The sequence below is a fragment of the Pseudoalteromonas sp. S1610 genome (assembly GCF_005887465.1).
GTDB lineage: Bacteria > Pseudomonadota > Gammaproteobacteria > Enterobacterales > Alteromonadaceae > Pseudoalteromonas > Pseudoalteromonas undina.
Genome location: NZ_PNDI01000020.1, coordinates 62,928 through 87,574, shown reverse-complemented (window position 1 = coordinate 87,574; position 24,647 = coordinate 62,928). Strand labels below are relative to the sequence as shown.

Genomic DNA, 24,647 nt, shown 5'->3' with positions numbered 1-24,647 from the left:
TTAAATTTAGTTGCCTTTGGGCACGCTATTATTAAGTTAGCGTGCCACGTTAAATGCATTACTCGCTTACGTTATTTCTGCCTTTCTTTTTAGCTCTATAAAGGGCTAAATCGGCATTTTTCAATGCCTCATCAAAGCTTTGTTTTGCCGCTCTTTGCGCTACACCTATAGAAACCGTCACGTTTACCGTTTTATTGTCGCTTGGCTGTTTACCTTTACGAGATTTCTTATCGGTTCGTTTTGGGTTTCTGATCACCATGTCGTAGGTGGCAATATTTTCGCGCAGTGTTTCTAGTTCAGGGATTGACTGCTCGGCTGTTTTACGCGGGAACACCACCGTAAATTCTTCTCCACCATAACGGTAAATCTTGCCACCCCCTTTAATGCCAGCCATTTTAGCCGCCACTAGCTTTAACACTTGGTCGCCAATATCGTGGCCATAGGTATCGTTGAATTTTTTAAAGTGGTCAATGTCGAGCATAGCAACGGTGTATTTTCGCCCTAATGATAAAGCAAGCTGATTAAGTGCTCGCCGCGTTGGTAAGCTGGTTAAATCGTCTCTATAGGCTAAATAATAAGAGTCTGTACTTACTGCCAATAAATACAAAGAAGCCATAAGCACGGCTATTACAGACCAAGGAAAATCAATAATGTGTTGCTGATTAAGGCACCACACAATAAAAGTAATTAATAAGGCGGTTTGAGTCAGGTTATGGGCTCTCAAGCTTTGCCAAATAAGCAAGCCGCCAATTATTGAAAGCGGTAAAACAATGTGTAAATAAGGAAGCAGCTGAGTATAAAAAGAAGATTGTATTGTTAGTTCTTGCAAGTGTTGGCTCAGTGCTAACCAAGCAAATGCAGCACCGCCACAGACAATAACGAGTAAACTGCGAGTTACTGTGTGTATTGATAAGAGCGCTCTATCTTTTATAACTGCCAATAGCATTAATAAACTTGTAGCGCATAATAAGGTCCAGTCAGGTTGCGTTTTGAGCCAGTCAGACCAAGGTAAAGCGTAGTCTAATGAAGATAAATAAAGCACCCAAAATGCGCAAAGTAATGCAACTCGACTTCGATTAAACTGAGTAGCAAATACAGCAGTAATAATCAGTAATGGATAAACAAGATTATTAATAAGAGAGAGCTTACTTTGCCATTGAGCTTGAAACTGAACTAATAATAAAAATAAACCACATAGACCTAAAAGGCTCAAAGAAGTTGATTTAACTCCTGCTAATTTTAACAACCTATGCTCCAAAGACCGATGTCTAAAAAATAAAGGCTTATTGTATTCATATTGAAAAATATTACTACTTTAATGCTTGTTAATTATTTAAAAACAATACTTTAAAACTAATTTTGGCGGCTTTTATCGACACTTTTTAGCCAAATGTATGACATTTTAGCAAATGTAAATATAGTAAGTTAATTAAACCTATTATCCAGAGTTCAGGTTATTTAATTAGTTGGCGAATATCGCTTCCTGTTGGAGCTTCATGGGCACGTAATGAAAAGGCGGGTAAAACCGCTAATATATGATCAAATATGTCTGACTGAATATTTTCATATTCACTCCAATTGGTGGTATTAGTGAATGCATAAATCTCAATAGGTAAACCTTGGGTTGTTGGCGCTAATTGCCTTACCATTAAGGTCATACCTTGATGAATATGTGGGTGCTGTTTTAATAGCGCGACCAAATAGTGACGAAATGTACCCACATTAGTTAGCCTGCGGCCATTTAAAGTGCAGCTCATATCTACTTTTTTAGTGATGTTTTGCTCCTCAATAACCAATAGCGTACTTTCAAGGTACTCACTTAGTAAATCGGCTTTTTTAAGGGCAACAACTGCGGCTTCGTCTAAAAAGTGCACACTACTCATTTCAAGGTGAATGCTGCGTTTTATCCGGCGTCCACCAGAGTCTGACATACCGCGCCAATTTTTAAATGAGTCGGAGATCAAGGCATAAGTAGGAATGGTGGTAATGGTTTTATCCCAATTTCTTACTTTAACCGTGGTTAACGCAATATCAATAACATCACCGTCTGCACCGTACTTAGGCATTTCTAACCAGTCACCTACCGCCAGCATATTATTGGCAGAGAGCTGAATACCTGCTACTAGGCCTAAAATAGCGTCTTTAAATACCAGTAATAACACCGCAGACAGAGCGCCTAAGCCGCTTAGTAAAATTAACGGTGATTTATTCATCAATAACGAAACGGCTAAAATGGCAGTTAATACACTGGCAATAAGCTTAATTGTTTGCAAAAAGCCGCGCAGCGGAAAGTGAGCGCTCAAGGGGCGCTTATCGGAAATTGCTTGAAATATATCCAGTAAAGAAAATAGCGAAAGTAAGGCAAATAAAATGATCCACTGATCGGTGATCATTTGAATCAAATACAAAAAAGTGGTGCCTTCGGGTACCCACAGTTGCGCCTGAATAACAACGACCGCTCCTTGTAAAACAAATGAGATATTACGAGCGAGCTTTTTTGCTGAATATAAAGGACTTTTGCTATCGGGTTGCGCAGCTTGTTCGCTAAAGCGGTTTTTAACTAAACGCTGAGAAACCAGCCTTAAAATGAGGTGTAATATTAATGCAAATAGCGCAATCCAAGCCAATACAATCAGGTCGTACCATAAAAATGGGCTTCCCGGAAAATAATCGCCAAACCATTGCAGTAAAAAATCTCGCAGCTGTGCGCGTGTTCCTGTCATTAATACTCCATAAGGACGCTATTATTAATTACTGATTGTTAGTTAAGCAGCTGCAATGTAAAAAGTCTATTTAAGACTTTTTACATTATGTAGTTACAGTTTACCATGCTCGAGTTGCTGGCTGAGTTCTTCAAAAATACTTGGATCATCTATGGTTGATGGAATTTGCAGTTCTTCACCATCAATTAACTGCCGCAGGTTTTTACGTAAAATTTTGCCAGAACGGGTTTTTGGTAATCGCTCTACACACATAATATTTTTAAGGCACGCAATAGCACCAATTTGATTACGCACGGTTTGCACCAATTGCTGTTCTACCTCTTTATGTGAGCCATGAAAATCATTTTTTAGCACCACCATCGCCATTGGGTTTTGCCCTTTTAACGCATCACTAATACCAAATACTGCACATTCAGCCACAGCTGGGTGCGCGGCAACAATTTCTTCCATTTCACCGGTGGATAGACGGTGCCCTGCGACATTAATCACATCATCGGTGCGACCCATAATAAAGAGGTAGCCATCGTCATCAATATAACCGCCATCACCAGATAAATAGTAGCCCTCATATTCAGCCAAATAACCAGCCTTAAAACGAGCCGTATTTTGCCAAATTGTCGGTAAGCATCCCGGTGGTAAAGGTCGCTTTATAACAACCGCGCCTTGTTCATTCGGAGCACATTCATCCCCATTCATATCTAAAATTCGTACATCAAATCCAGGTGTTGCAACTGTTGAGCTTCCCGCTTTTGTAGGCAGGTGTTCAATGCCAACAGGGTTACACGCAATTGCCCAGCCGGTTTCTGTTTGCCACCAATGATCAAGTACTGGTAAAGCTGTTTTTTCTTTGAGCCAATCGTAGGTAGGTGGGTCTAAACGCTCTCCGGCTAAAAATAATCGTTTCAGACTAGAAGTATCATACTTCTTAAATCCTTCGGCATTGGGGTCCTCTTTTTTAATCGCGCGAAACGCAGTGGGGGCACTAAATAGGGCATTCACTTTGTATTCTTCTACTACGCGCCAAAAAGCACTGGCATCGGGGGTTCTAACCGGTTTTCCTTCAAATAAAATAGTTGTGCACCGATACATAAGTGGCGCATACACAATATACGAATGACCCACTACCCAGCCAATATCAGAGGCGGCCCAAAATACGTCACCGGGTTTCATGCCGTAGACGGTTTCCATGCTGTAATGCATAGCAACCGCATGGCCGCCATTTTCACGCACCACACCTTTAGGTGTCCCTGTTGTGCCAGAGGTGTATAAAATATAAAGCGGATGATCGCCACTGACCGCAACGGGATCAACCGGTGTGGCTGTTTGCATTGCAACAGCCCAGTCAATATCACGTTCGGGCATAAGCGGTGCGGTGGCTTGCTCACGCTGATAAATAATACAGTGTTCAACTTTATAGCTAGCAGCTTCAACCGCGTTATCGAGTAATTCTTTGTACTCAATTACAGTATTAACTTCTACACCGCAGGAGGCACTGAGTACCAATTTGGGCTTGGCGTCATCAATCCGTACCGCTAATTCATGCGCTGCAAAACCGCCAAATACAACAGAATGAATAGCGCCAATTCGGGCACATGCCAACATACCAATTACGGCTTCGGGGATCATGGGCATATAAATCACTACGCGATCGCCTTTAGTCACTCCTAAAGACTGCATTACCCCTGCAAATTTAGCGACCTCTTGCTGCAGTTGTAAATAGCTATAACTGCGTTTGCTATTGGTAACCGGTGAGTCATAAATTAACGCTGTTTCATTACCATACCCAGCGATGACATGCTGATCTACGGCTAAAAAACAGCTGTTAAGTTGGCCGTCTGGATACCAGTGGTGCAGTCCTTCTTGATCTTGTGTGTATGCTGTTTCTGGAGCCTTGTACCAAGGAAGGCGTTTGCTTTGCGATAACCAAAACGCTGCCGGGTCTTGTTTAAATTCGTTGTAATGTTGTTTATATTCACCTGACATAAAGGCTCCTGAGTAAAATTTAATCTAACTAAACTAAGCGCTTTTTATCAGCAGTGATATTCGACTATGGTCGGTTAAATAGTAAGCGATGCTTTTAGTTTTTGGCCAACGTAATGATTGTATAGAACTAAAAAGTTCCAACTAATGTAAAATGTTTCAGTAATTAATGAAGAGTAAATGGATATAAGAATGAATCAAATGGTCAGAGTAGGCGTTGCAGTAATAGTAATGCATGATAATAAAATTTTACTCGGTGAACGGATAGGCGCACATGGCGCAAATACGTGGGCAACCCCTGGAGGGCATTTAGAATTTGGCGAAACGGTTGAGCAATGCGCTGTGCGTGAAGTAGTAGAAGAGACTGGGCTCAATGTTACTAATATTCGTAAACTCGATTTTACCAACGATATTTTTAGCGCAGAGAACAAACATTATATTACCTTATATGTGCAAGCAGACTATGAAGGCGGAGAGGTTATAAATAAAGAGCCTCACAAATGTTTACAGTGGCGTTGGTGCGATATTAATGACTTGCCCGCACCTTTGTTTATCTCATTAAAAAATTATCTAGCACAGAATACCTTGCCCACTGAGTATTAAAGTTTTTTTGGCATAGGGAGTTGCCATTTATTTAAAATTTGCTGATATTCACCACTTTCCTTTATGGCATTTAACCTATCGCTAATAATTTTTGCTGTGTGTGAGTCAAGCTGATTACTGGCTGCAAAGTGCAAAGAAGAAGGTAACTCATCTAAGTGGATGCGTTTTGAAATTAAATTAGGGTCGAGCCCAGTACGTTTTAATTCGTTTTCAAGTGTGAGCGTATTAGTAACAACAAAGTCGATGCGATCTTTATATAGCATTTTCCAGAGTTGCTGGTAATAACTGACTAATACTAGGTTTTCATTTTCAGTAAAACCTTTGGCTTCTAAATAGGCCTGCGCAGAGTAGCCGCGGATCGTAGCTACTTTGTATTCTTTAGCGAAGTTTAAATGAATCACTTCATCTTTATGGCTGCGTAAGCTAACTAGGTATGCGTCTGCAAAGTAAACTTTACCCAACCACTTAAATTGATGATGCCTGTTTGGTGTTTTTAGCAGTGACAGCATAATGGCATTAGGATTGGCTCGTTGCTGTTGAAACATGCGCGCCATCGGCATTATTTCAAACTTTGCGGTTAAAGCGGTGCCTTTTAATACTGCTTTAGCTATATCGACCAGCGCGCCCTGTGTTTCACCTTGAGGGTTTTTAAAATGATAAGGCGGTAAATCTTCAGCGATAAAGGTAACAGGAGTGGCGTTGCAGAACGCACTATAAAAAATCAATACAAAAACAGTTAACATCATACGCAAAAGCATAAATAATTGTCTTTAAAGCAATATCATGAGGCTAGTGTAAATAAAATTAGTAAAAAGGTATATGGTAAGTGTGTTTTTTAAGTAAATGGAGTGTTTAATTATTGTTTTTTATAAATTGGCGAGGTGAGCAATGATACCAGCGCTTAAAAGCACGATTAAAAGAGCTTTGATCGTTAAATCCCAGCATAAATGCGATTTTATTTAATGAATAGTGGGGAATATAAGTTAATAAACGTCGTTTTTGCTCTGCTTCAAGCAACGCGGCAAACGTGGTTTTTTCTTTTTTTAGATGGCGCTGTACTGTGCGTGGCGTCATATTTAAGGCCGCAGCTGTCCTAAGTAAAGAGCAATCTTGTAAGTCGTGTTTTGACATTAAAATATGATTAATTTTTTCTGATAATAACTGCTGACTTTTAAACTGGGATAGCTGTTGCTCTGACATTTGCTTAAGCATTGCGTTGATTTGGCTATTATCGGTTTTAAAGGGCAGGGTTAAGTAATTACTTGGAAACTCGATTTGATTAAAGCTAGCTCCAGCTTTTACTGGGCAATTAAACCAATTAGTTAATCTGTGTTGTTCGGTGTTTGAAAAGTGTGTTGAAAAATACACACAGCTAGGTGAAAGCTCAGGATTAAGTAGTTGGCGTACCACGCTGACCCAAGCGGTCATATTTCGTAAAACAGCCTGTGAACTACATTGCGGATCGGCTACCCAGGTTACTTTACACCGTGTTTTTTGTTGCTCAAACTTGGCGCGACCAATATTAGCCACTAGGCTGTCGTAATTAAGTAGTGCAGTAATAGCACTGGCTAAATTAGTACTCGATTCAATTAAATACCCCAATACACCAAAATCAGCGGTGCGTATTTGTTTTCCTAATTCAAAGCCAAATAAGGGATCGTTTAACGCCTGTTGTGCATAGCCAAGCAACGCATTGTAGCTTTTTAAGCTGATACGCGGCGCCAATTGTTGTGACTGTTTATTGGTATACTCGTTAAAATCAATAGCGCTTAAAGCCACTTGGCTATCTAAGCCCTTGGCTTCAAGATAATCCAAACAGCTACAAAAGTAATGATCGGCTAAGGTTTTCATTTGTCGCCTAAAGCTAAAAAATAGTCATCTAATCGCAAGTTTGCCACGGCATATTTTTATATGCTAGTGATCTATAAAAATAATAGGGTGAAGGTCATGGTAAAAATAAAGGTTAAGCGTACTGTGGCAGCAACGCCGGAACAAATACGCAGCGTACTACTAGCACATGCCGATTTAGGACGGTTTTTTAATGCCCACTTTACACTACTAACACCACAAGAGCCGGGTGAAATAACTGGCGGGAAAGGCACGATTAGAGAAATTAAAATGCAAGGCACTACCTTTAAAGAGCAAATAATAGCTGCAGATAACAGTCATATTAGTTACCGTATTATAGGCAGCAAGCCCGTTGCACAGCATCGTGGTGATATTTACTTAAATGCTAATAACAAAGAACCATCGCTCACTGAGGTTAATTACCATATTCGCTGCGTTGCACCTTTATGGCTACCCGATTTTATACTGGCTTTTTTTATAAAAAAAGATGTTAGTCAAGCACTTAAAAAAATAGCCCGTTATTTTCAGGAGCGTGTTGTATGAGCATTGAAATTATTTTACTCGCACTGAGCCCTATTTTTTTACTGTTTGTTACTATTGAGTTTATTAAATTTAGGCGTTACTACGATATAAAAGACAGCTTTGCCAATGCGTTACTGGCTTTATTACACCAAGGTGCTGATGCTATTGCGTTAATTGTACTAATGCCGTTTTTTTACTGGCTGTATCAGTTTCGGTTATTTGATATTGAATTGACGGTACTGACCGTATTAAGTGCCTTTGTATTGCAAGACTTTTTATATTATTGGTTTCATCGTGCATCACACCATATACATTGGTTATGGGCCGCTCATGTCGTACATCATAGCTCTACAAAAATGAATTTTACTACTGCGTTTAGACAAAGTTTAATGTATCCGCTCGCGGGTATGTGGCTGTTTTGGATGCCTATGATATTACTTGGTTTTGAGCCGGTGATTGTTTTTGCTGTGGTTGCCCTTAATTTGGCATATCAATTTTTTGTTCACACCCAAGTGGTAAAAAAGCTGGGTTGGTTTGAAAGCGTATTTAATACTCCATCACATCATCGGGTTCATCACGCTATTAACAATGGCTACTTAGATAAAAACTTTGCAGGGGTACTAATTGTTTGGGATAAGTTATTTGGCACATATGTAGAAGAGGATGAAAACAAGCCTTGTAAATACGGAATTATTGGCCAACTACACAGTAATAACCCGATTAAAATTACTTTTCATCAGTGGCAGCATCTCGTTAAAAGTACCTACAGGGCAAACGGGTTAAAAGCTAAATTAAAAGTGGTATTTGGTTATCCAACAAGTTCTCAAAGTAGTAATAAATAAGCCTATTTTTGAATAAAAAAAGCCAGGAGTAAATAGCATCACTCCTAGCTTATCTCACAGTAAAATTTAATTTATTTGGCCGTTGTGATCACTGTATCTATTAAGTGAACAACCCCATTACTTGTATAAATATCAGTAGTTGTTACATTGCTACCCGCTACTTGTAATGATGTAGCCGGTAAGCTTACTTGCCACCAAATATCGTTCACAGCTTGGCCATTATTCTGACCTGCTGCCGTATCACCTGAGAAGGTATATAAAGGACGACCAAGATAAGCGACTTGCATGCTGTCATCTGAGCGAGCAATTAACGATAAACCTGGCACATTTTCAATTGATGCTGCAGTACCAAGAACCGGTGGCCACGTTGTTGCACAAGCTGCTTCACACGTGCTCATTGCCTCGCCTAAATCATTATCAAATACATAAACTGTTTTGCCTGGCATGGCGTCGGCCATACCCGTTACTAAACGATTATTAGTTGAATCGTAAGCAATGCTGTCTGTTGCTGTGTTTTCTGTGCTGGTAAAGTCTACAACGTTTACACTTAGCATGTTATCAGCAAGGGTGGTCACCGTTTTACCATTGGCTGCAAACGCATCAGTACTGCCTACTTGAGCGCCTAAAACATGTTGAGTCAGTACACCTGTTAGTGCTGTCGTATCAGCCAATAAAGCCTCTAAATCAGCCGTAGGAATTTTGCTAAATGCAGCATTTGTTGGTGCAAATACCGTAAATGATTGAGTGGTATCGTTAAAGGTATCTACTAGTGATGCTGCTTGTAGTGCAGTGACCAAAGTAGATAATGCGGGTGTTTCAGTAGCCACAGTAGCAATTGTTTTAGTCGGAGTCCCAACTTCTGCCGGTGGCATAATCACTTTATTTAATACATGAATAACGCCGTTACTGGCGGTTACATTTGCCTCTGTGATTGCTGAATCATTGATAAATAGTGAGCTGTCTACATAAGAAATAGCTGCCATGTCGCCATTGGCCATTTCTATCTTGTTGCTGTTACTATTGGCAATACTTACTGCGTCATCTGATAAAACTGTTGCGTCAGGAAAAACATGGTACAGCAAAATATCACGAAGCGTATCTGTGTCAGCTAGTAGCGCATTAATTGTATCCTGACCGAGTGCAGCAAATGCAGCGTCTGTAGGAGCAAATACACTAAAAGTATTATCTAGGTCGGCAACTAGTGTATCTAAGCCTGTTGCTGTTAGAGCCGCGAGAAGAGTCGTAAAGTTACCATCAGCGCTCGCTATGTCAGCAATTGTGTTAGTACTTTGAGGTAAAGTAACATCAGAAATAATAACCGAATCAATTACATGAATGACACCATTAGTGGTCATAATATCTTTTACTACAATATTGGCTCCGCCAAACGATAGCATGTTTGTTTCTGCGTTTATCGCCACTGGAAGGGTATTGCCAAGTAGCGTTTCTGCTGATTGACCGTTAAGAGACATTGCAGTAACAGAATCAACTGATCCTACAAGCACATGCTGCTTCAAAATATCGGCTAAAACGGTGGGATTAGCCAGTAACGTGTTTAAAAAGTTGCTACCAATTGCCTCGAATGCAGCATCCGTAGGGGCAAATACGGTAAATTCTGATGATTCATCGGCAAGTGCTGAAGTAAGGGATGCAGCGTCAAGAGCAGCAAGTAATGTACTAAAATTGCCAGCTTGTTGAGCTGTTTCAATGATATTATTAGTTGGTGCTGTTTCTGGCACTGTTTTTGGTGTGAGCACCGCGTCAATAACATGAATGATTCCGTTGTCGGTCACAATGTCGGTCATTGTTACTGTGCTGGTATTTACTAATAAATTCTCACCATTTAAAGATAAAGCAATGTTTTGCCCGTTAACAGTCTCTACAGTGCTGCCCGCTAAGCCAATAGCTGTTTGCGCGTCTACTCTGCCAGCGATCACATGGTAAGTTAAAATAGAACTTAGGGTGTCTGTATCAGCTAATAAGCTATTAATGGTCTCTTCGCCTAATAAAGCGAATGCATCATCGGTAGGGGCAAATACAGTATAGCTGGTAGTTAAATCATCGAGAGTTTCATCTAGACCGGTTGCTTCTAGTGCTGCAACAAGAGTGGTGAACTCTTCAGAGTCCTGTGCGGCGTCAAAGACTGAGACGGCAGGTTGTGGGTCTACAGTTACTGGAGCGTTGTTATCGTCATCACTACTACAGCCTTGAATAAGTAACAAGGGAAGTATGATAGCACCGAGCTTAAATACTTTATTCATAATTGTTCCTTTAATCGAATGTTACAGTGTTACAGCTTTGTGAATACTACGAAGCTATTAACAGTGTTGATCAAAAAAACATGGGTTATTTTTATACAATTTAATAGGTGTAAGATTTTATTGAATTTTTATTCAAGAAAACGCTTAAATGTTAGTTTTTTTACTGCGTGGTGCGCCAAGTAAAATAAATACATGGCAAATACACACAGATAGAAATGCACTAATTCCCAAAGCGCCACCAAAACCATCAAGAATAGGCACTAGATAGGCAAAAAACAGTGAAAATATAATTGCTGAACTGGCAAGCGTATACACACCAAAACGGTGGGGAGCACTCATTCCAATAAATGTGCCGCCAAAAAAAACGATGCTATATAGCTCAGCGTTAAGGCTCAGCTGCGCAAAAATCAAATAGGCAATAATCGATAGAGCTGCAGAGGCTCGGATCCCATCAAAGCGATTATGTTTAGCCAAGTAAAAGGTTAAAAACGCCCCTAGCAAAGCAAGTAGCGGATAAATAAGCGTCATATTACTAACTCCTTGGCCAAAACAAATAAGGCGACGCTAGCAAATGCAATGCTACCTAATCGTCCGCCAAACCCCGCAAATACATTAATGGTGAGTGTGTATAAAACAGCACCAATGGCAGAAATAATCGCAATTTCCCAGTATTCATTAATTAAACTAGTGGAGCACATACCGGCAAAACTGCCTGCATAAATAGCTGAATAGGGATGGTTTTTGTAATCTGCAGGGAATGGAATAAATGAACCGATAAGCCCCGTTAAACCGGCAGATACAACAATAGGCAATGCGAATGTGGTATGCATTAAAAAACACGACAAGCAGCCGATAAAAAAAGTGATGAATTTTAAAAGTATGAATTTAGTCATGGCGCGCACATCATAATGTATCAGTTTTAGCTTTAATAGTTAAAAACTGATATTTAAGACTAAAATCGATAAATCACAGCTAAAAGGTGAATTATTACTGTTGAAAATTAGCGATATGCAATGAATGACTAAAAATAACACTGTTAATGTTCTATAAATTGCAAATTATGTATAATGCAGCATATTTCATATATTAAAAGTTATAACCTAAGGTAATTTATGTCTAACTGTTTACATCTGGCTATCCCCGCTGGCGATCTTGAAAAAGCGAAAACGTTTTACTGTGACGTACTCGGCTGTAAAACCGGCAATAGTGAAGCGGGACGATGGGTAGACATTGATTTTTGGGGTAACGAATTAACTCTACATCAAAGTGTTGAGCGTTTACCTACGGTACGTCATGATGTTGATATGGGGGCAGTGGCTGTTCCACACTTTGGTATTCATTTATCAGAAAGTGAGTTTCAAGGATTAAAGCAACGTATTGCTGATGCCGGTCTTGAATATTTAGATAAACCTTACCGTCGTTTTGTTGGTGATGAGTTTGAACAAGAAACGTTTTTTATTGAAGATCCTAACGGTAACGTGCTTGAAATGAAAACTATGGTTAATCCTGAGGTTCTATTTAAAAAGGGTTAAGCTAAGGCTATAGCAGAGCTAGCCTTACTGGCTAGCTCACGTTTTTATGCCTTTAAACGGCGGCTACTACTATTTTTTCAGCTTGCTTTGCCTTTCTTTGTAATTTCTGTTTATACATTGCTTCATCACCTGCTTTTAAAACTGTGTCTAAGTTATCGGGTGGCTGAGTATAGCTAGTTTGCCCAACACTGGCGTAAATAGAAATGGTATGGCCCTGATGCTCTATAGTTAACTGGTTTAATTTTTGTTCTAAGGTGTTAACTCGCTGGTTAATTTTTTCGTTGCTATTAAACAATGCCATGGCCACAAATTCATCGCCCCCTAAGCGACCAACGGCATCTTCACTGCGCATATGTTGACTAAGAGACTCTGCAACTTTGCACAGTACTTTGTCGCCCACATCATGACCATAAGTATCATTAATTGCTTTAAAACGGTCTAAATCTATGTATAAAAAGCACAAAACGCCTCCTCGTTGCTTATGCTCTGCTAGTAAGTCGTTTGCTTTTAAGCTCCATCCGCGACGATTGTATATATGGCACAAATGATCAAAGTTAGCGTGTCGTTCAGCCTGTTTTTTTGCATAACTCAATCTTTGAATTCGTCTACCGACTGCAATAGCAAGTAATAAAGATTCAATTGTAAACGCAATAACAAATCCATAGCGTTGAATGAAAGGGCTGTAATCGGTTAGTAGTACCCTAAAAATCATACTAATACACACACTTGCCAGTGCTATAAATACCAAGCTTGCTTCATTAACACCGTACTTTGTTTGTATGGCGCTGAGGATAAAAATAGTGATGACAATAAATAATGATAAATAGCCTGTTACTGCAGAGGTAATATTGGTTATAAGTGGTAGATCGAGCGCTATTTTTTGTAAGCATAAAGTCAGTACGCATAAGGCGGCTACTTTTAGTGTATTACTTATCTTAGGAAAGTATTTAGGTAGCTCCAATATAGCGCTCATAAACCATGTGGCACTCACTATAGTTAAACCGATACTTAACGTATAAAAATGGCTAACGTACGCAGAGTAGTGCTGTTGTTTAAATAAATAAGGCTGTCCTTCTTGAAAGAATATAAAGCTAGCGATGCAAAAAATATAAATGCCATACAGTTTAAAAAGAGGGTCTTTTATGCCGTGACCTATAATTAGTGCATAAAAAATAAGCGTGGCGCAAAGACCATAAAAAATGCCAAAAATAAGGTTGTAGCGTTGAATTTTTTCGACAAAAGGCTGTGTATCTGACCAAGTAAAGCGTGGGGTATAAGCCGCAGAAGTGGTAATCATAAGCTGTGCAGTAAAAACGCCTGGGTCCATTAAAATTGCCATCTGATTGGTTTTTAAAGGTGTTTTATATGCTGAATTTTGCTGCCACGAAAAGTCTTTAAGTGCAGGGCGAGTAAATGAAAATACCCCGCCTTGCTTTAAGTTACAGCTTAATTCAAGATGATTAATACCATTTTTAAGTTTAATATTTGAGGCAACTTCTTTAGATAAAGGCACCGAAGTATTGGTTGCTCTTGAGCTGAGCTGACAACGCTCTTGCGCATAAGTAACGCTACTAAATAGCATAGCAAAAGCGCATATAAAAATGCTAAACCTAACCACCTGAGCGCCTAACATGCTAAAAACTCCTTGTCTTTATCGTACAATCTATCATCACTAAGTAGACGAATACTTTTAAGCCATATTAACAAAGTCTAATGATAAAGTATTTAAATAATGACTTGCGCAAAAGTAAGTTAGTTTTAATCACACATGTATTTCACTGGGGGCTTTGTTGAAATGGCGTTTAAACTCACGGCTAAATTGTGACGCACTGGTGTAGCCTACTTTAAATGCGGCCTCATTTGCTTTACTGCCAGAGGTGGTTATTAATTCTTTTGCTTTAGCTAAACGCACTTTTTTTAAATACTGCAAAGGGGATTCAAACGTAACTTGTTTAAAGGCACGATGAAAAGATGACACGCTCATATTCACTTCTTCAGCTAAGTGCTCTACGGTAATAGGGCTTGCATAATCACTATGTAATGTTGATAAGGTACGCGCTATGCGTGCGTAATGGCCATCGTGCATTGCAAGTCCAATTAAAGTGTTGCCTTGAGGGCCACACAGCACCCTATATACTAATTCTTTAACTATATCGTCACCAAATACCTCAGCCTCAAGCGGATCGTTTAACACTGTTAACAGTCGATGGGTAACTTGCTCCATAGCTAAATCTAAAGTGGCGCTTTGTACGGCTCCGCTTTGTGTTAAAGGAGTTAAAATAGGCTTATGTTGCATCATTTGGTTAACCAGTTTGTGCAGCATGGCTGGGTTTATATCAATTGCTATACCCATTACTGGTAAATCGTTATCAGTAAACGCTTCACATTCTAGTGGTACTGGCACTCCCAGTACTAAATAATCGCCTGCACCATACTGTATTTGATGCTCAGGGAAGTGAATAATTTTATGTCCTTGGCCAACAATAATAATACCTGAATTATAAATAAGCGGCTGACGCGCTGAGCTTTTGGTGGCGCGATGAAAGTACACCCCTGGAATAATTGTTTCCATGGTACCTTCAAAGCTGAGCAACTTATTATGCTCTGCGTATTGTTGTAACAAAGTGGCGATGGTCGTCATAAGGGCGGCTTAAATTAACGGTATTTGGCGTAAAATAACAACGCTGATAGTTTTAGGCAAGCTTTTGGCAGTTATTAGGCTTTTTATATATGTACTATGCCATTATTATGCATCTATCAACACTTTATTTATTTAAGAATTGATAAGGTGCTTAGTAATTAACCGTCCCCTTTAGGAGCAAAATAATGAAATTTAGCTACGTAAATCCCACTTTAATTCAATTTGGTCAGCAACAAATTGCCGCACTTACTGATTTGATCGCAAAAGATCAAAAAGTATTAGTTGTGTACGGTGGCGGTTCTATTAAAAAGAACGGCGTGTACGATGAAGTTGCAGCAGCACTTGAAGGTTTTGATTGGGTAGAGTTTTCGGGCGTAGGTGCCAACCCAACAATTGAAGTGCTAGACCAAGCAGTAAAAATTTGTAAAGAACAAGACATCGATTTCGTATTAGGTGTAGGCGGCGGCTCTGTAATTGACGGCGTTAAATACATTGCAGCATCTGCTGTATATGATGGCGAAGGTTGGGATATCCCTACAGGTAAGCATACAATTACCAGCGCATTACCTATTGGTGCGGTACTTACATTGCCTGCAACCGGTTCTGAGTCTAATCAAAATTCAGTAGTAAGCAAAGAAGCAACGAAGCAAAAACTACCGTTTGCATCTCCAGAAGTATTACCAAAATTTGCCATTATGGACCCTGATGTAATGAAAACATTACCGCAGCGCCAGCTTGTAAATGGTTTAGTAGATGCATGGGTACATACCTGTGAGCAGTACCTAACATTCCCAGAAGGTGCACTTGTTCAAGAAGGTTATGCAGAGGCACTGTTAAAAGCGCTTAAAGCATTGGGTGATAACTTTGAAAGCCAAGACGATGCATGGCGTGCAAATCTTATGTGGGCAGCTAACCAAGCACTTAATGGCTTAATTGGTTCTGGCGTATCGCAAGATTGGGCAACCCACATGATTGGTCATGAATTAACAGCCGCCTATGGTGTTGATCATGCCCGCTCACTGGCTATTGTTCAGCCTTCTTTACTGCGAAATCAATTTGCAGTTAAAAAAGCAAAACTAGAACAAATGGGCAAAAACGTATTTGGTCTTGCACAAACAGACGATTTAGCAGAGCAAACAATTCAAGCGATTGAAGCGTTTTACCACAGCCTTGACGTAGCCACTGAGCTTACTGAGCATGGTGATGACAAAGCGGCTGCCATTGATAATATTATTGGCAAGCTTGAAGCGCATGGCATGGTTGCCCTTGGAGAAAACCAAGCTATTACGTTAAAAGAAAGCCGTGAAATTTTAGAGCAAGCGGTTGCTTAATAACGGTTAATATTGATCCCTAACATTGGTTAGCGGCTTTTTGCAGCAAAATAAGATTGAATGAAATAAAATTTTATTTTGCTGCATTACTTTTTTTGATGTTTTCAGGTACAGTATTGAAGAAAATAATATTTAGATGAGTAATGAGCTTATCTAATCGTGTGTTTCAATAGGGAATTCGTTTAACTGTGCGTTCAAATCGTTTTTTAATTGTAATGTTACTTGTGCTTGTGCATAGCTTTATAAGCTGTGACGGCGCCGCGTACCATTTACAAGAAGACGTTGACCACGTAAATAGCTCATTATCGCAACTAGGTTCATCTGCTGATGATAGCGATAATGCCCCAACAACAGAAATACATGCTCACCAGCATTGCCACAGTGGTTATAGCCACAGCTCAAATCACTCAATAACTCCCGAGAAAAGTAAACCAACTTTAGCGATATGCTATCACGGCTTACATTATCCACCAGACGTACCGCCACCGAATTCATTTAGCTAGTTCTTAATTTAATTTCAATTAATTACTGTGCTTTTAGCTGCCTACACATAAGTGTTTTATGGGCCGTTATAGGCATGTTTAGATTGCTGAGCAATTTACACTGTCGCTATCTTTTGCGTAGGTTGTGAATGGTTTGCAAGTGAACTCTGTTTATTAAAAACGGACAAGCTATATGAATAAAAAATCAATTATGTTGGTGGTGATGCTGTGCACGCTGCCTGCTTTTAGTGCGTTTGCAAATGTTAAAACACTAACTCTAAAACAAGCGTTGATAAATACCGAGCAACAAAATCCGCTATTAAAACGCTACCCTTATCATCAAAAAATACTCAGCGCGCTTAAATCTCAAGCTGCACTTTCGCCTAACCCTATCTTAAATATAGAAGCTGAAAATCTGCTGGGGACAAACGATGCACGTGGTGTGCAAGACGCTGAAATAACCTTGGCATTTAGCCAGCTTATAGAGCTTGGAGATAAACGCCAAAGCCGTATAAATTACGCTACGGCAAACATTAAAGCCCAAGCAATACAATATCAAAATACTCGTTTAGCCTTATTGGCAACCACTGGTGAGCGGTATTACGAGGCGCTTAAATTTCAAACTTTACTTTCTCTCAATAGCGAACGACATCAGGTTGTAAGCCAAGCACTTAAAGCAATAACGCAACGAGCTGATGCCGGCGCTGTATCGCAAGCGGATGTAACCCGTATGCGTTATGCGCTTAGCCAAGTTGAGCTTGATAAAGCTAAGCTAAATAGCGAATTTGAGCGAGCACGTTTATCGCTCAATGAGCTATGGAATAAGCAACATGATTACACGGATTTAGCTGGGAATATTAATACATTAATGCCGCTTAGCTCTGAGCAAGGGTTACTTGATGCGGTTAACCAAGCGCCTGATTTTGCTATGTTACAGCAGCAATACTTACAGCAAGCGGCCAACTTAACGCTGCAAAAAGCTAATGGGCAAAGCGATATTAATATAGGTGCAGGCGTGAGCTACAACCAGCAAAACAATACCAGTTCGTTGCTGTTTTCGTTTTCAATGCCGTTGCAATTGAGTAACTCAAATAGCGGTAATATTGAAGCCGCTAACAGTCAGTTAGCATTGTTACGTGAGCAGCAAGGACTGTTACGGGTTCAATTACGTCAGCAAGTTCGTACTTTGTATGCCTATTACCAAGGTAAGACATTACAGGCACAGTTGTTATCTGGGCAAGTTATTCCCCAAGCCCAAACACTCATTGAGCAAAGTTTAAAAAGCTATCAACGCGGACAAATTTCGGTGTTGCAATTGCTCGATGCTCAACAAGCTCTTTTTGACTCTAAACGCGCGTTGATTAACACATATGCAGCGTTATATCAGACCCATCTCGCACTTGAGCGTTTAACTGGCCAATCTTTAACTGAGACTTTTCAATCATGAACAACACTTTTATCGCATTATTAGTATTTCTCTCGTTTGTAGCTAGCTTAACAAGCACACATGTATTTGCCTCAGCAGAACATGACCAAACAGAGCAAACCCAAAAACAAGGTCCACACGGCGGCTTTTTATTAACTAACGAAAAGCTCACTCTTGAGTTAAAGCTGCAAGAATTGGCAGGTAAAGTTGAGCTGCGCGTATATGGTTATGAGCAAAAACAGCCGGTAGATATAAACGATTTAAGTATAGAAATGAACTTAAAACGCTTAGTAGAAGCGCCACAAAAAATACAATTTACCCGTGAGAATGGCTACCTTGTTAGCACGCAACCTATAAATGAACCACATTCATTTGAGCTTTTGATTACTGCCAATTATAAAGGTGAGCGCGTTACCTTTGAGTACTCTCAGCACGAAGGCCGCACTGTGATTAGCGAGCGAGCAATTAAAGGTGCGGGCATTAAAACAGAGATAGCACAAAGTGGCGAGGTTGATATTTCCGACACGCTGTTTGGTGTTATTGCACCGACACAGCATGGCACAGTAGAAATTATGGCGCCATATACCGGATTGATCAGCGATATTTTTGTCAGTATTGGTCAAACCGTTCAAAAAGGCGATGTACTGGCCAGCGTCACCAATCGCGAAACTTTGCAAAACTACAGCATTAAAAGCCCTATTAGCGGTGTGGTAACCGAACAATATTTAAAGCGTGGCGAACTGGCAAGTGCTCGTGCGCTAATGCAAGTCGTGAACCTTGATAAAGTATGGGTTGAGCTCTCAGCCTTTCCTGAAAATATTGAAAACCTAGCCATTGGTCAAAGCGCTATCGTTTACGATTTACATCATCATTTAAATGCCCAAGGTAAGGTGTTTTTTATAGCACCTATGATGACTGGCGGGCACATTGCACGTGCCCGTATTGAGCTTAATAACCCAGATGGTCATTGGCGTCCAGGTATGCATGTTAATAGTGATGTCAGTATCGATAAAGTTAATGCCCGCGTGCGTGTAAAGCCTGAGGCTATTCAAGAGTTTAATGGTATGACGAGTGTGTTTGTGCGTAAAAATAGTGTATTTGAAGTACGCCCTGTTACTTTAGGCGCAAAAAGTAGCGAGTGGGTTGAAGTGATCGCGGGTTTAAGCCCAGGTAACGAGTACGTCACAACCAATAGCTATGTGATCAAAGCCGACATTTTAAAAAGCGGCGCAAGTCACGCACACTAGGAGGTACCATGATTAACTGGATTGTTTCTTTTGCGGTTAAACGCCGCATGATGGTACTGGCACTAACATTTTTATTTGCTGGGTTTGGTGTGTATAACATCCAAAACTTAGCGGTAGATGCTGTACCCGATATTACCAATGTACAAGTGCAAATTAACTCTAAAGCGCCTGGTTTTACGCCGCTTGAAGTTGAGCAGCGTATCACTTACTTAGTCGAAACAGCGATGGCGGGTATTCCTAAGCTTGATTATACCCGTTCGCTTTCTCGCTATGGGCTTTCTCAAGTAACCATTATTTTTGATGAAGGCACCGATATTTATTGGGCGCGTCAACAAATTGGTGAGCGTATTCAAAGTATTCGCGCCGATTTACCTAATAATGTTGAGCCAAACCTTGGACCTATTGCCAGTGGTTTAGGTGAAATATTTACCTATAGCGTGCATGCAAAACCCGATGCGTTAAAAAGTGATGGTATGCCTTACAGCGCCGAAGATTTACGTACTTTACAAGACTGGGTTATTCGTCCGCAGCTTTTAAAAGTAAAAGGCGTAACCGAAATAAATAGCCAAGGTGGCTTTGAGCGCCAGTACCAAGTTGCGCCCATACCAGAAAAGCTCATCGCTTATAAGCTAACAATCAAGGATGTTATTAGTGCACTTGAGCTTAATAACAGCAATCGCGGAGCCGGTTATATAGAGCGCTTTGACGGCCAATATTTAGTGCGCTCCCCTGGGCAATTAAAAACATTAGCGGATATAGCAAACACCGTTATTGCTAAGCGTGATGATGCTCCTGTACGAATTAAAGACGTGGCAAATGTATACTTAGGAAAAGAACTCAGAACTGGCGCGGCTACTTATAATGGCGAGGAAACCGTATTAGGCACGGCGATGATGCTAATTGGTGAAAATAGCCGTGTGGTTGCCAAAGCCATGGCTGATAAGCTTATACAAGTACAAAAAAGTTTACCTGCAGGGGTTATTATTGAGCCTGTTTATGACCGCACCAATCTGGTTGATAAAACCATCGCCACAGTACAAAAAAACCTGTTTGAAGGTGCGGTATTGGTCATCGTTATTCTGTTGTTATTGCTTGGGAATATCACTGGTGCGCTTATTACCGCCATGGTTATTCCGCTGAGCATGCTATTTGCTATTACTGGCATGGTGGGTAATCGAGTCTCGGGTAACTTAATGAGCTTAGGTGCAATCGACTTTGGATTAATTGTTGATGGCGCGGTGATTGTGGTTGAAAACTGCCTTCGTCAATTAGGGATGGCTCAACATAAACATGGCCGCTTACTTACGCTCAGTGAGCGTTTAGAGGTTGTCACTTCAGCCACCAAAGAAGTGTTTAGCCCCGCCGTATTTGGTATTTTAATTATTATGTTGGTGTATTTACCGCTATTTGCGCTCAGTGGTGTTGAGGGAAAAATGTTTCAGCCTATGGCGTTTACCGTGGTTGCCGCGTTAATAGGTGCACTTATTTTTGCTGTCAGCTTTGTGCCAGCGGCTATTGCCGTATTTGTGCGTGGTAAAGTAGATGAAAGCGAAAACGCAGTAATGCGTGGCGTTAAAAAAATCTACAAGCCACTGCTTAACTTATCGCTTAAATTACCGTGGGTGATGGTGAGCATTGCCACGGTTTTAGTATTAGTGCTTGGCTTTAAAGTTAAAAATATGGGCGCCGAATTCTTACCGCAGCTAGATGAAGGTGACATTGCAATGCATGCGTTGCGTATTACTGGCACCGGTATTGAACAATCGGTGCAAATGCAAAAGCAGTTGGAGCAGGCTTTATTAGAGCAGCCTGAAATTGCGAACGTATTTTCAAAGATTGGCACTGCAGATGTCGCCAGCGATCCTATGCCACCTAACGTTGCCGACACTTTTTTAATGTTAAAGCCGCGTGAGCAATGGCCTGATCCGTCACTAAGTAAAGACGCGTTAGTGCAGCAAATTCGTCATCGTGTGAATGAGATACCGGGTAATAACTATGAATTTACCCAGCCTATAGAAATGCGCTTTAACGAGTTAATTGCCGGTGTGCGTGCCGATGTAGCGCTGCGTATTTACGGTGACGATTTAGCCATACTTAAACAGTTTGGCGAAAAAGCCACTGGTTTAATGCGAAATATTACCGGTGCTACTGATGTTCGTTTAGAGCAAATGGAGGGCTTGCCCACACTTTCTGTTACCCCAATGCGAGACCATATGGCGCTATTAGGATTAACCGTAAACGACATTCAACAAACCCTTGCCGCTGCTTTTGGTGGAGTGCAAACAGGGCTAATTTATGAGGGTGATAAGCGCTTTTCGTTATTAGTACGCTTAGATAAGCGTTGGTCTGATGATGTCTCTGTGCTTGCGCGTTTACCTATTGCGTTACCTAAAAGTAGTAACCCTGAGCTTGCATTTGTACCGCTTGGAGAAGTGGCTACAATCAGTATTGAAAAAGGCCCTAATCAAATAAATCGCGAAAGCGGCAAGCGCAATGTGGTAATAACAGCTAATGTAACAGGACGCGATTTAGCCAGCTTTGTAAGCGATGCCCAAGCGACTATGAACGCACAACTTAACCTACCCAGTGGTTATTGGCTTGAATACGGCGGTACGTTTGAGCAATTACAATCGGCGAGTAAGCGTTTGTCGTTGGTAGTGCCTGTGACTTTATTGCTTATTTTTGGCTTACTTTATAGTGCCTTTGGCTCGCTGCGTGATTCACTGATTATATTCAGTGGCGTACCACTGGCACTAACCGGTGGGGTATTAGCATTATTGCTACGAGATATGCCGCTTTCTATTTCAGCGGGTGTGGGATTTATTGCTCTAAGTGGGGTTGCGGTATTAAACGGTGTGGTGATGCTGTCGTTTATTAAGCAGTTACGAAATGAGGGATTAAGCTTATACCATGCAATACATAGCGGGGCATTACAGCGATTACGCCCAGTGCTAATGACCGCGCTTGTGGCTAGTTTAGGGTTTATTCCTATGGCGCTAAATACCGGTACCGGCGCTGAAATACAACGGCCTTTGGCAACCGTGGTGGTAGGTGGAATTATGTCATCCACTTTGCTCACATTGTTAATTTTACCAGCACTTTATAAATTAGTGCATGCAAAATTTAAAAAGCAGCAAACAGCCTAAATTAGGTAATAACGTAAAAAGCAGCTGAAGTGTCAGCTGCTTTTTTGTTAAGTAAGGAGTTGCTTAGTTATATTGAAATAGGCTATCCCAGCGCTCATCTAATATGGCTTTTGCGCGCTCTAGATTTACCGCGTTATATAGGGTGTTTGTGCAAGTTACTAAATGCATACGTTCAAGCTTTTCAAGCGCGTCGCTAATTTCAAAATCTAGCTCGCATTGGTACTTGCTTTTAAACCACGTCTCTATCTGCTCATCAAGTGCGTGAGCACTTAAGCCATTTTTAGATTTTAGTAAAAAAGTGTAGGCCAGTAGGGCTTCTTTTATGTCTTCTTCTTCGGCGGCGTCTATTAGTGTATGAAAAACACCCGCGTTGTTATCAAGGTTTTTAAAGTACAGATTATCGCTCAGCGCTTTCATAAATTTAATTTTACGGTTTTTAAATTTACTCCACTCTTTAAACACAAAACTGCCAAATACGCCAATACCAATGGCTAACGTAATAAAGTGCTGCTGAGTCATGGTAACGGCTTTATCACTAAACCCTCCCCAAAATGTAAACAAAGCAAACAGTAAAAGTAATGAGGCGCCCAGTTTGGTAACTAATACTACCGCACCGCCAATAAGTGCCGATGAGCCAATAATCACTTTATCAATAGAGCGCATTCGTACTTCGCTATTAGGAAATAGCATTTCTAAGTCAGCTTTTGGCACATTTTGAAATAGTTTTACTATGGTTGAGCTGGGCTCAAACCCCATAGGTATTTTGTTTTTTGATTCAAAATAGGCTTTATCTTTAAAGCGAATAAATACTGCTACGCGGTCGTAGTTGGTAAAATGCAGTGGCTTTTTACGTAACCCCCAAAAGCTGGTTATGGTTTCGGTGAGTTGCGACTCGCCTCTGCGATAAAAAACCACTTCTTCAAAATCCTCAAACTCTACCTCAAGGCGAACTTTAAAAAGCGATTCTTCGTTTAATGCATCTTGTAGGTCTTGATGGGTGATCACTTCAAAATTAGCCGCATTTAATACGTTGGCGAAATCTTTAGCAAAATCTCGTTGGCATTGAGCTTTTTGCTCATCAGTCACGCTGTTTATTAAACGAGTATCGCTATTTGGATCAAAAGGCGCGTAATTGTTTTTTAATGACTCAAGTGTGCCATGGTACTGAAAGTGAATTAAGCTGGCTAAAAGTTCACAAAGCTGCTTAAAAGAAGTTTGTTGGTCTTTATTAAGCTCTTTGGCGCACATTGTAATGATGTCGTGTTTTCTAAAGGGAATGTAGCGAGCAGTTTGCATATTGTGAAAATTTTAAAAGTATAATGGTATATAAAGATAATAAAGCAGTCTTATAATGATTACTATGTTGACTGTATTTCTTCAGGTAGCATTAACCTTATTATGAGATGATTTAGTCACTTACCTAATTGCTAACAGGACGTTTATGGCTATACAAAAAAAGCTCAAGCAAAAAACACGTCAGTTTATTGAGTCTAAAAATATGTTGGGTGGGATTACTATCGCCTCATTTTTAGAATCCACCATAGTGCCCATTCCACTCGAGGCGGTGCTGGTACCACTTATGCAAGCACGACGAGAAAAGCTCTGGCAAATTGCCCTTATGGCAACACTAGGCTGTATTGTAGGTGCGCTATTTGGCTATGCTTTAGGCTATTACTTATTTGATATAATTGGCGATTGGGTTATCAATACATTCTCAAGCCCTGAGCAGTTTGAAAACGTAAAACAAAAAATGCAGGCACAAGGATTTTGGTTTGTATTAAGCCTAGGCATCGTGCCTATTCCGTTTCAAATTGCGATGCTAGCCGCTGGCGCAACTAAGTATTCTCTGGCGCTGTTTTTATTAGCAAGCGCTATTGCTCGCTCTATACGTTATTTTGGTTTAGCAATAGTGGTGTATTATGCGGGCAATCAAGCTGAACGTATTATCAGCAAGCACAAAACTAAGACCATGATTGGGTTAACTATTTTAGTTGCAATTGGCTGGGGTGTTAGCACATTAATTTAAATTAATCAGTTTTAGTTTATGGTATAGTTTTTAGCAA

The 24,647-nt window shown here is 40.4% G+C and carries 21 protein-coding genes; 10 read left to right on the top strand and 11 right to left on the bottom strand.

Annotated elements, in window-relative coordinates; genetic code table 11:
- Positions 1-58: 58 nt before the first annotated feature.
- The 3 genes from CWB77_RS09760 to CWB77_RS09750 all read right to left on the bottom strand — a co-directional run bounded on the left by CWB77_RS09760 (position 59) and on the right by CWB77_RS09750 (position 4,706).
- Positions 59-1,246: a GGDEF domain-containing protein gene (locus CWB77_RS09760; RefSeq protein WP_248529378.1), complete on the bottom strand. Its 1,188-nt coding sequence runs from the start codon at positions 1,244-1,246 to the stop codon at positions 59-61.
- Positions 1,247-1,454: 208 nt separating this feature from the next.
- Positions 1,455-2,723: a mechanosensitive ion channel family protein gene (locus CWB77_RS09755; RefSeq protein ID WP_138622540.1), complete on the bottom strand. Its 1,269-nt coding sequence runs from the start codon at positions 2,721-2,723 to the stop codon at positions 1,455-1,457.
- A gap of 93 nt (positions 2,724-2,816) precedes the next feature.
- Positions 2,817-4,706: an AMP-binding protein gene (locus CWB77_RS09750; protein WP_138622538.1), complete on the bottom strand. Its 1,890-nt coding sequence runs from the start codon at positions 4,704-4,706 to the stop codon at positions 2,817-2,819.
- A 189-nt stretch (positions 4,707-4,895) separates the two neighbouring features.
- Between CWB77_RS09750 and CWB77_RS09745 the strand changes: the two genes are divergently transcribed.
- Entirely contained in the window at positions 4,896-5,306 is a 411-nt protein-coding gene (locus CWB77_RS09745; RefSeq protein ID WP_138622536.1) for a nucleotide triphosphate diphosphatase NUDT15, read from the top strand.
- On the opposite strand, the gene CWB77_RS09740 is transcribed toward CWB77_RS09745, so the two are convergent.
- Both CWB77_RS09740 and CWB77_RS09735 read right to left on the bottom strand, forming a co-directional pair.
- Positions 5,303-6,064: a substrate-binding periplasmic protein gene (locus CWB77_RS09740; RefSeq protein ID WP_138622534.1), complete on the bottom strand. Its 762-nt coding sequence runs from the start codon at positions 6,062-6,064 to the stop codon at positions 5,303-5,305. The genes CWB77_RS09745 and CWB77_RS09740 overlap by 4 nt on opposite strands.
- Before the next feature lie 94 nt (positions 6,065-6,158).
- Positions 6,159-7,157, bottom strand: a complete 999-nt coding sequence (locus CWB77_RS09735) for an AraC family transcriptional regulator (RefSeq protein WP_138570381.1) — start codon at positions 7,155-7,157, stop codon at positions 6,159-6,161.
- A gap of 96 nt (positions 7,158-7,253) precedes the next feature.
- Between CWB77_RS09735 and CWB77_RS09730 the strand changes: the two genes are divergently transcribed.
- Positions 7,254-7,697 (top strand): SRPBCC family protein, encoded by a 444-nt coding sequence (locus tag CWB77_RS09730; RefSeq protein WP_054201867.1) that lies wholly within the window; start codon positions 7,254-7,256, stop codon positions 7,695-7,697.
- Positions 7,694-8,518 (top strand): sterol desaturase family protein, encoded by an 825-nt coding sequence (locus CWB77_RS09725; RefSeq protein ID WP_138622532.1) that lies wholly within the window; start codon positions 7,694-7,696, stop codon positions 8,516-8,518. Before CWB77_RS09730 ends, CWB77_RS09725 begins: the two co-directional genes overlap by 4 nt.
- A gap of 71 nt (positions 8,519-8,589) precedes the next feature.
- Here CWB77_RS09725 and CWB77_RS09720 read toward each other — a convergent pair whose 3' ends face one another.
- The 3 genes from CWB77_RS09720 to CWB77_RS09710 all read right to left on the bottom strand — a co-directional run bounded on the left by CWB77_RS09720 (position 8,590) and on the right by CWB77_RS09710 (position 11,609).
- On the bottom strand, positions 8,590-10,779 hold the full coding sequence (locus CWB77_RS09720; protein ID WP_138622529.1) for a fasciclin domain-containing protein: 2,190 nt from the start codon (positions 10,777-10,779) through the stop codon (positions 8,590-8,592).
- A gap of 144 nt (positions 10,780-10,923) precedes the next feature.
- Positions 10,924-11,307, bottom strand: coding sequence for a hypothetical protein (locus CWB77_RS09715; protein WP_138570385.1), 384 nt, complete (start codon positions 11,305-11,307; stop codon positions 10,924-10,926).
- Complete coding sequence (locus tag CWB77_RS09710) at positions 11,304-11,609, bottom strand: hypothetical protein (protein ID WP_054201964.1); 306 nt, start codon at positions 11,607-11,609, stop codon at positions 11,304-11,306. Before CWB77_RS09710 ends, CWB77_RS09715 begins: the two co-directional genes overlap by 4 nt.
- Positions 11,610-11,891: 282 nt before the next feature.
- On the opposite strand from CWB77_RS09710, the gene CWB77_RS09705 reads away from it, so the two are divergent.
- Positions 11,892-12,311, top strand: coding sequence for a VOC family protein (locus CWB77_RS09705; RefSeq protein ID WP_010387589.1), 420 nt, complete (start codon positions 11,892-11,894; stop codon positions 12,309-12,311).
- Between the two features lie 52 nt (positions 12,312-12,363).
- On the opposite strand, the gene CWB77_RS09700 is transcribed toward CWB77_RS09705, so the two are convergent.
- On the bottom strand, positions 12,364-13,944 hold the full coding sequence (locus tag CWB77_RS09700; protein ID WP_138622527.1) for a sensor domain-containing diguanylate cyclase: 1,581 nt from the start codon (positions 13,942-13,944) through the stop codon (positions 12,364-12,366).
- Positions 13,945-14,073: 129 nt separating this feature from the next.
- Positions 14,074-14,952: an AraC family transcriptional regulator gene (locus CWB77_RS09695; RefSeq protein ID WP_010387592.1), complete on the bottom strand. Its 879-nt coding sequence runs from the start codon at positions 14,950-14,952 to the stop codon at positions 14,074-14,076.
- A 185-nt stretch (positions 14,953-15,137) separates the two neighbouring features.
- Between CWB77_RS09695 and CWB77_RS09690 the strand changes: the two genes are divergently transcribed.
- From CWB77_RS09690 to CWB77_RS09670, 5 genes are all read left to right on the top strand, one after another.
- Complete coding sequence (locus CWB77_RS09690) at positions 15,138-16,283, top strand: iron-containing alcohol dehydrogenase (protein ID WP_138622525.1); 1,146 nt, start codon at positions 15,138-15,140, stop codon at positions 16,281-16,283.
- A gap of 188 nt (positions 16,284-16,471) precedes the next feature.
- The gene (locus CWB77_RS09685; RefSeq protein WP_010387596.1) at positions 16,472-16,786 is read left to right on the top strand and encodes a hypothetical protein; all 315 of its coding nucleotides are present in this window, start codon (positions 16,472-16,474) and stop codon (positions 16,784-16,786) included.
- Positions 16,787-16,958: 172 nt separating this feature from the next.
- Positions 16,959-18,212 (top strand): TolC family protein, encoded by a 1,254-nt coding sequence (locus CWB77_RS09680; protein ID WP_138622523.1) that lies wholly within the window; start codon positions 16,959-16,961, stop codon positions 18,210-18,212.
- Positions 18,209-19,438 carry an efflux RND transporter periplasmic adaptor subunit gene (locus CWB77_RS09675; RefSeq protein ID WP_138622521.1) on the top strand — a complete coding sequence of 410 codons (1,230 nt, stop codon included), beginning with the start codon at positions 18,209-18,211 and terminating at the stop codon, positions 19,436-19,438. Before CWB77_RS09680 ends, CWB77_RS09675 begins: the two co-directional genes overlap by 4 nt.
- Positions 19,439-19,446: 8 nt before the next feature.
- Positions 19,447-22,584, top strand: coding sequence for an efflux RND transporter permease subunit (locus CWB77_RS09670; RefSeq protein ID WP_138622519.1), 3,138 nt, complete (start codon positions 19,447-19,449; stop codon positions 22,582-22,584).
- A 63-nt stretch (positions 22,585-22,647) separates the two neighbouring features.
- On the opposite strand, the gene CWB77_RS09665 is transcribed toward CWB77_RS09670, so the two are convergent.
- Positions 22,648-23,880: a TMEM143 family protein gene (locus CWB77_RS09665; RefSeq protein WP_138622517.1), complete on the bottom strand. Its 1,233-nt coding sequence runs from the start codon at positions 23,878-23,880 to the stop codon at positions 22,648-22,650.
- Between the two features lie 145 nt (positions 23,881-24,025).
- On the opposite strand from CWB77_RS09665, the gene CWB77_RS09660 reads away from it, so the two are divergent.
- Complete coding sequence (locus CWB77_RS09660; protein ID WP_010387603.1) at positions 24,026-24,610, top strand: YqaA family protein; 585 nt, start codon at positions 24,026-24,028, stop codon at positions 24,608-24,610.
- Positions 24,611-24,647: the final 37 nt, after the last annotated feature.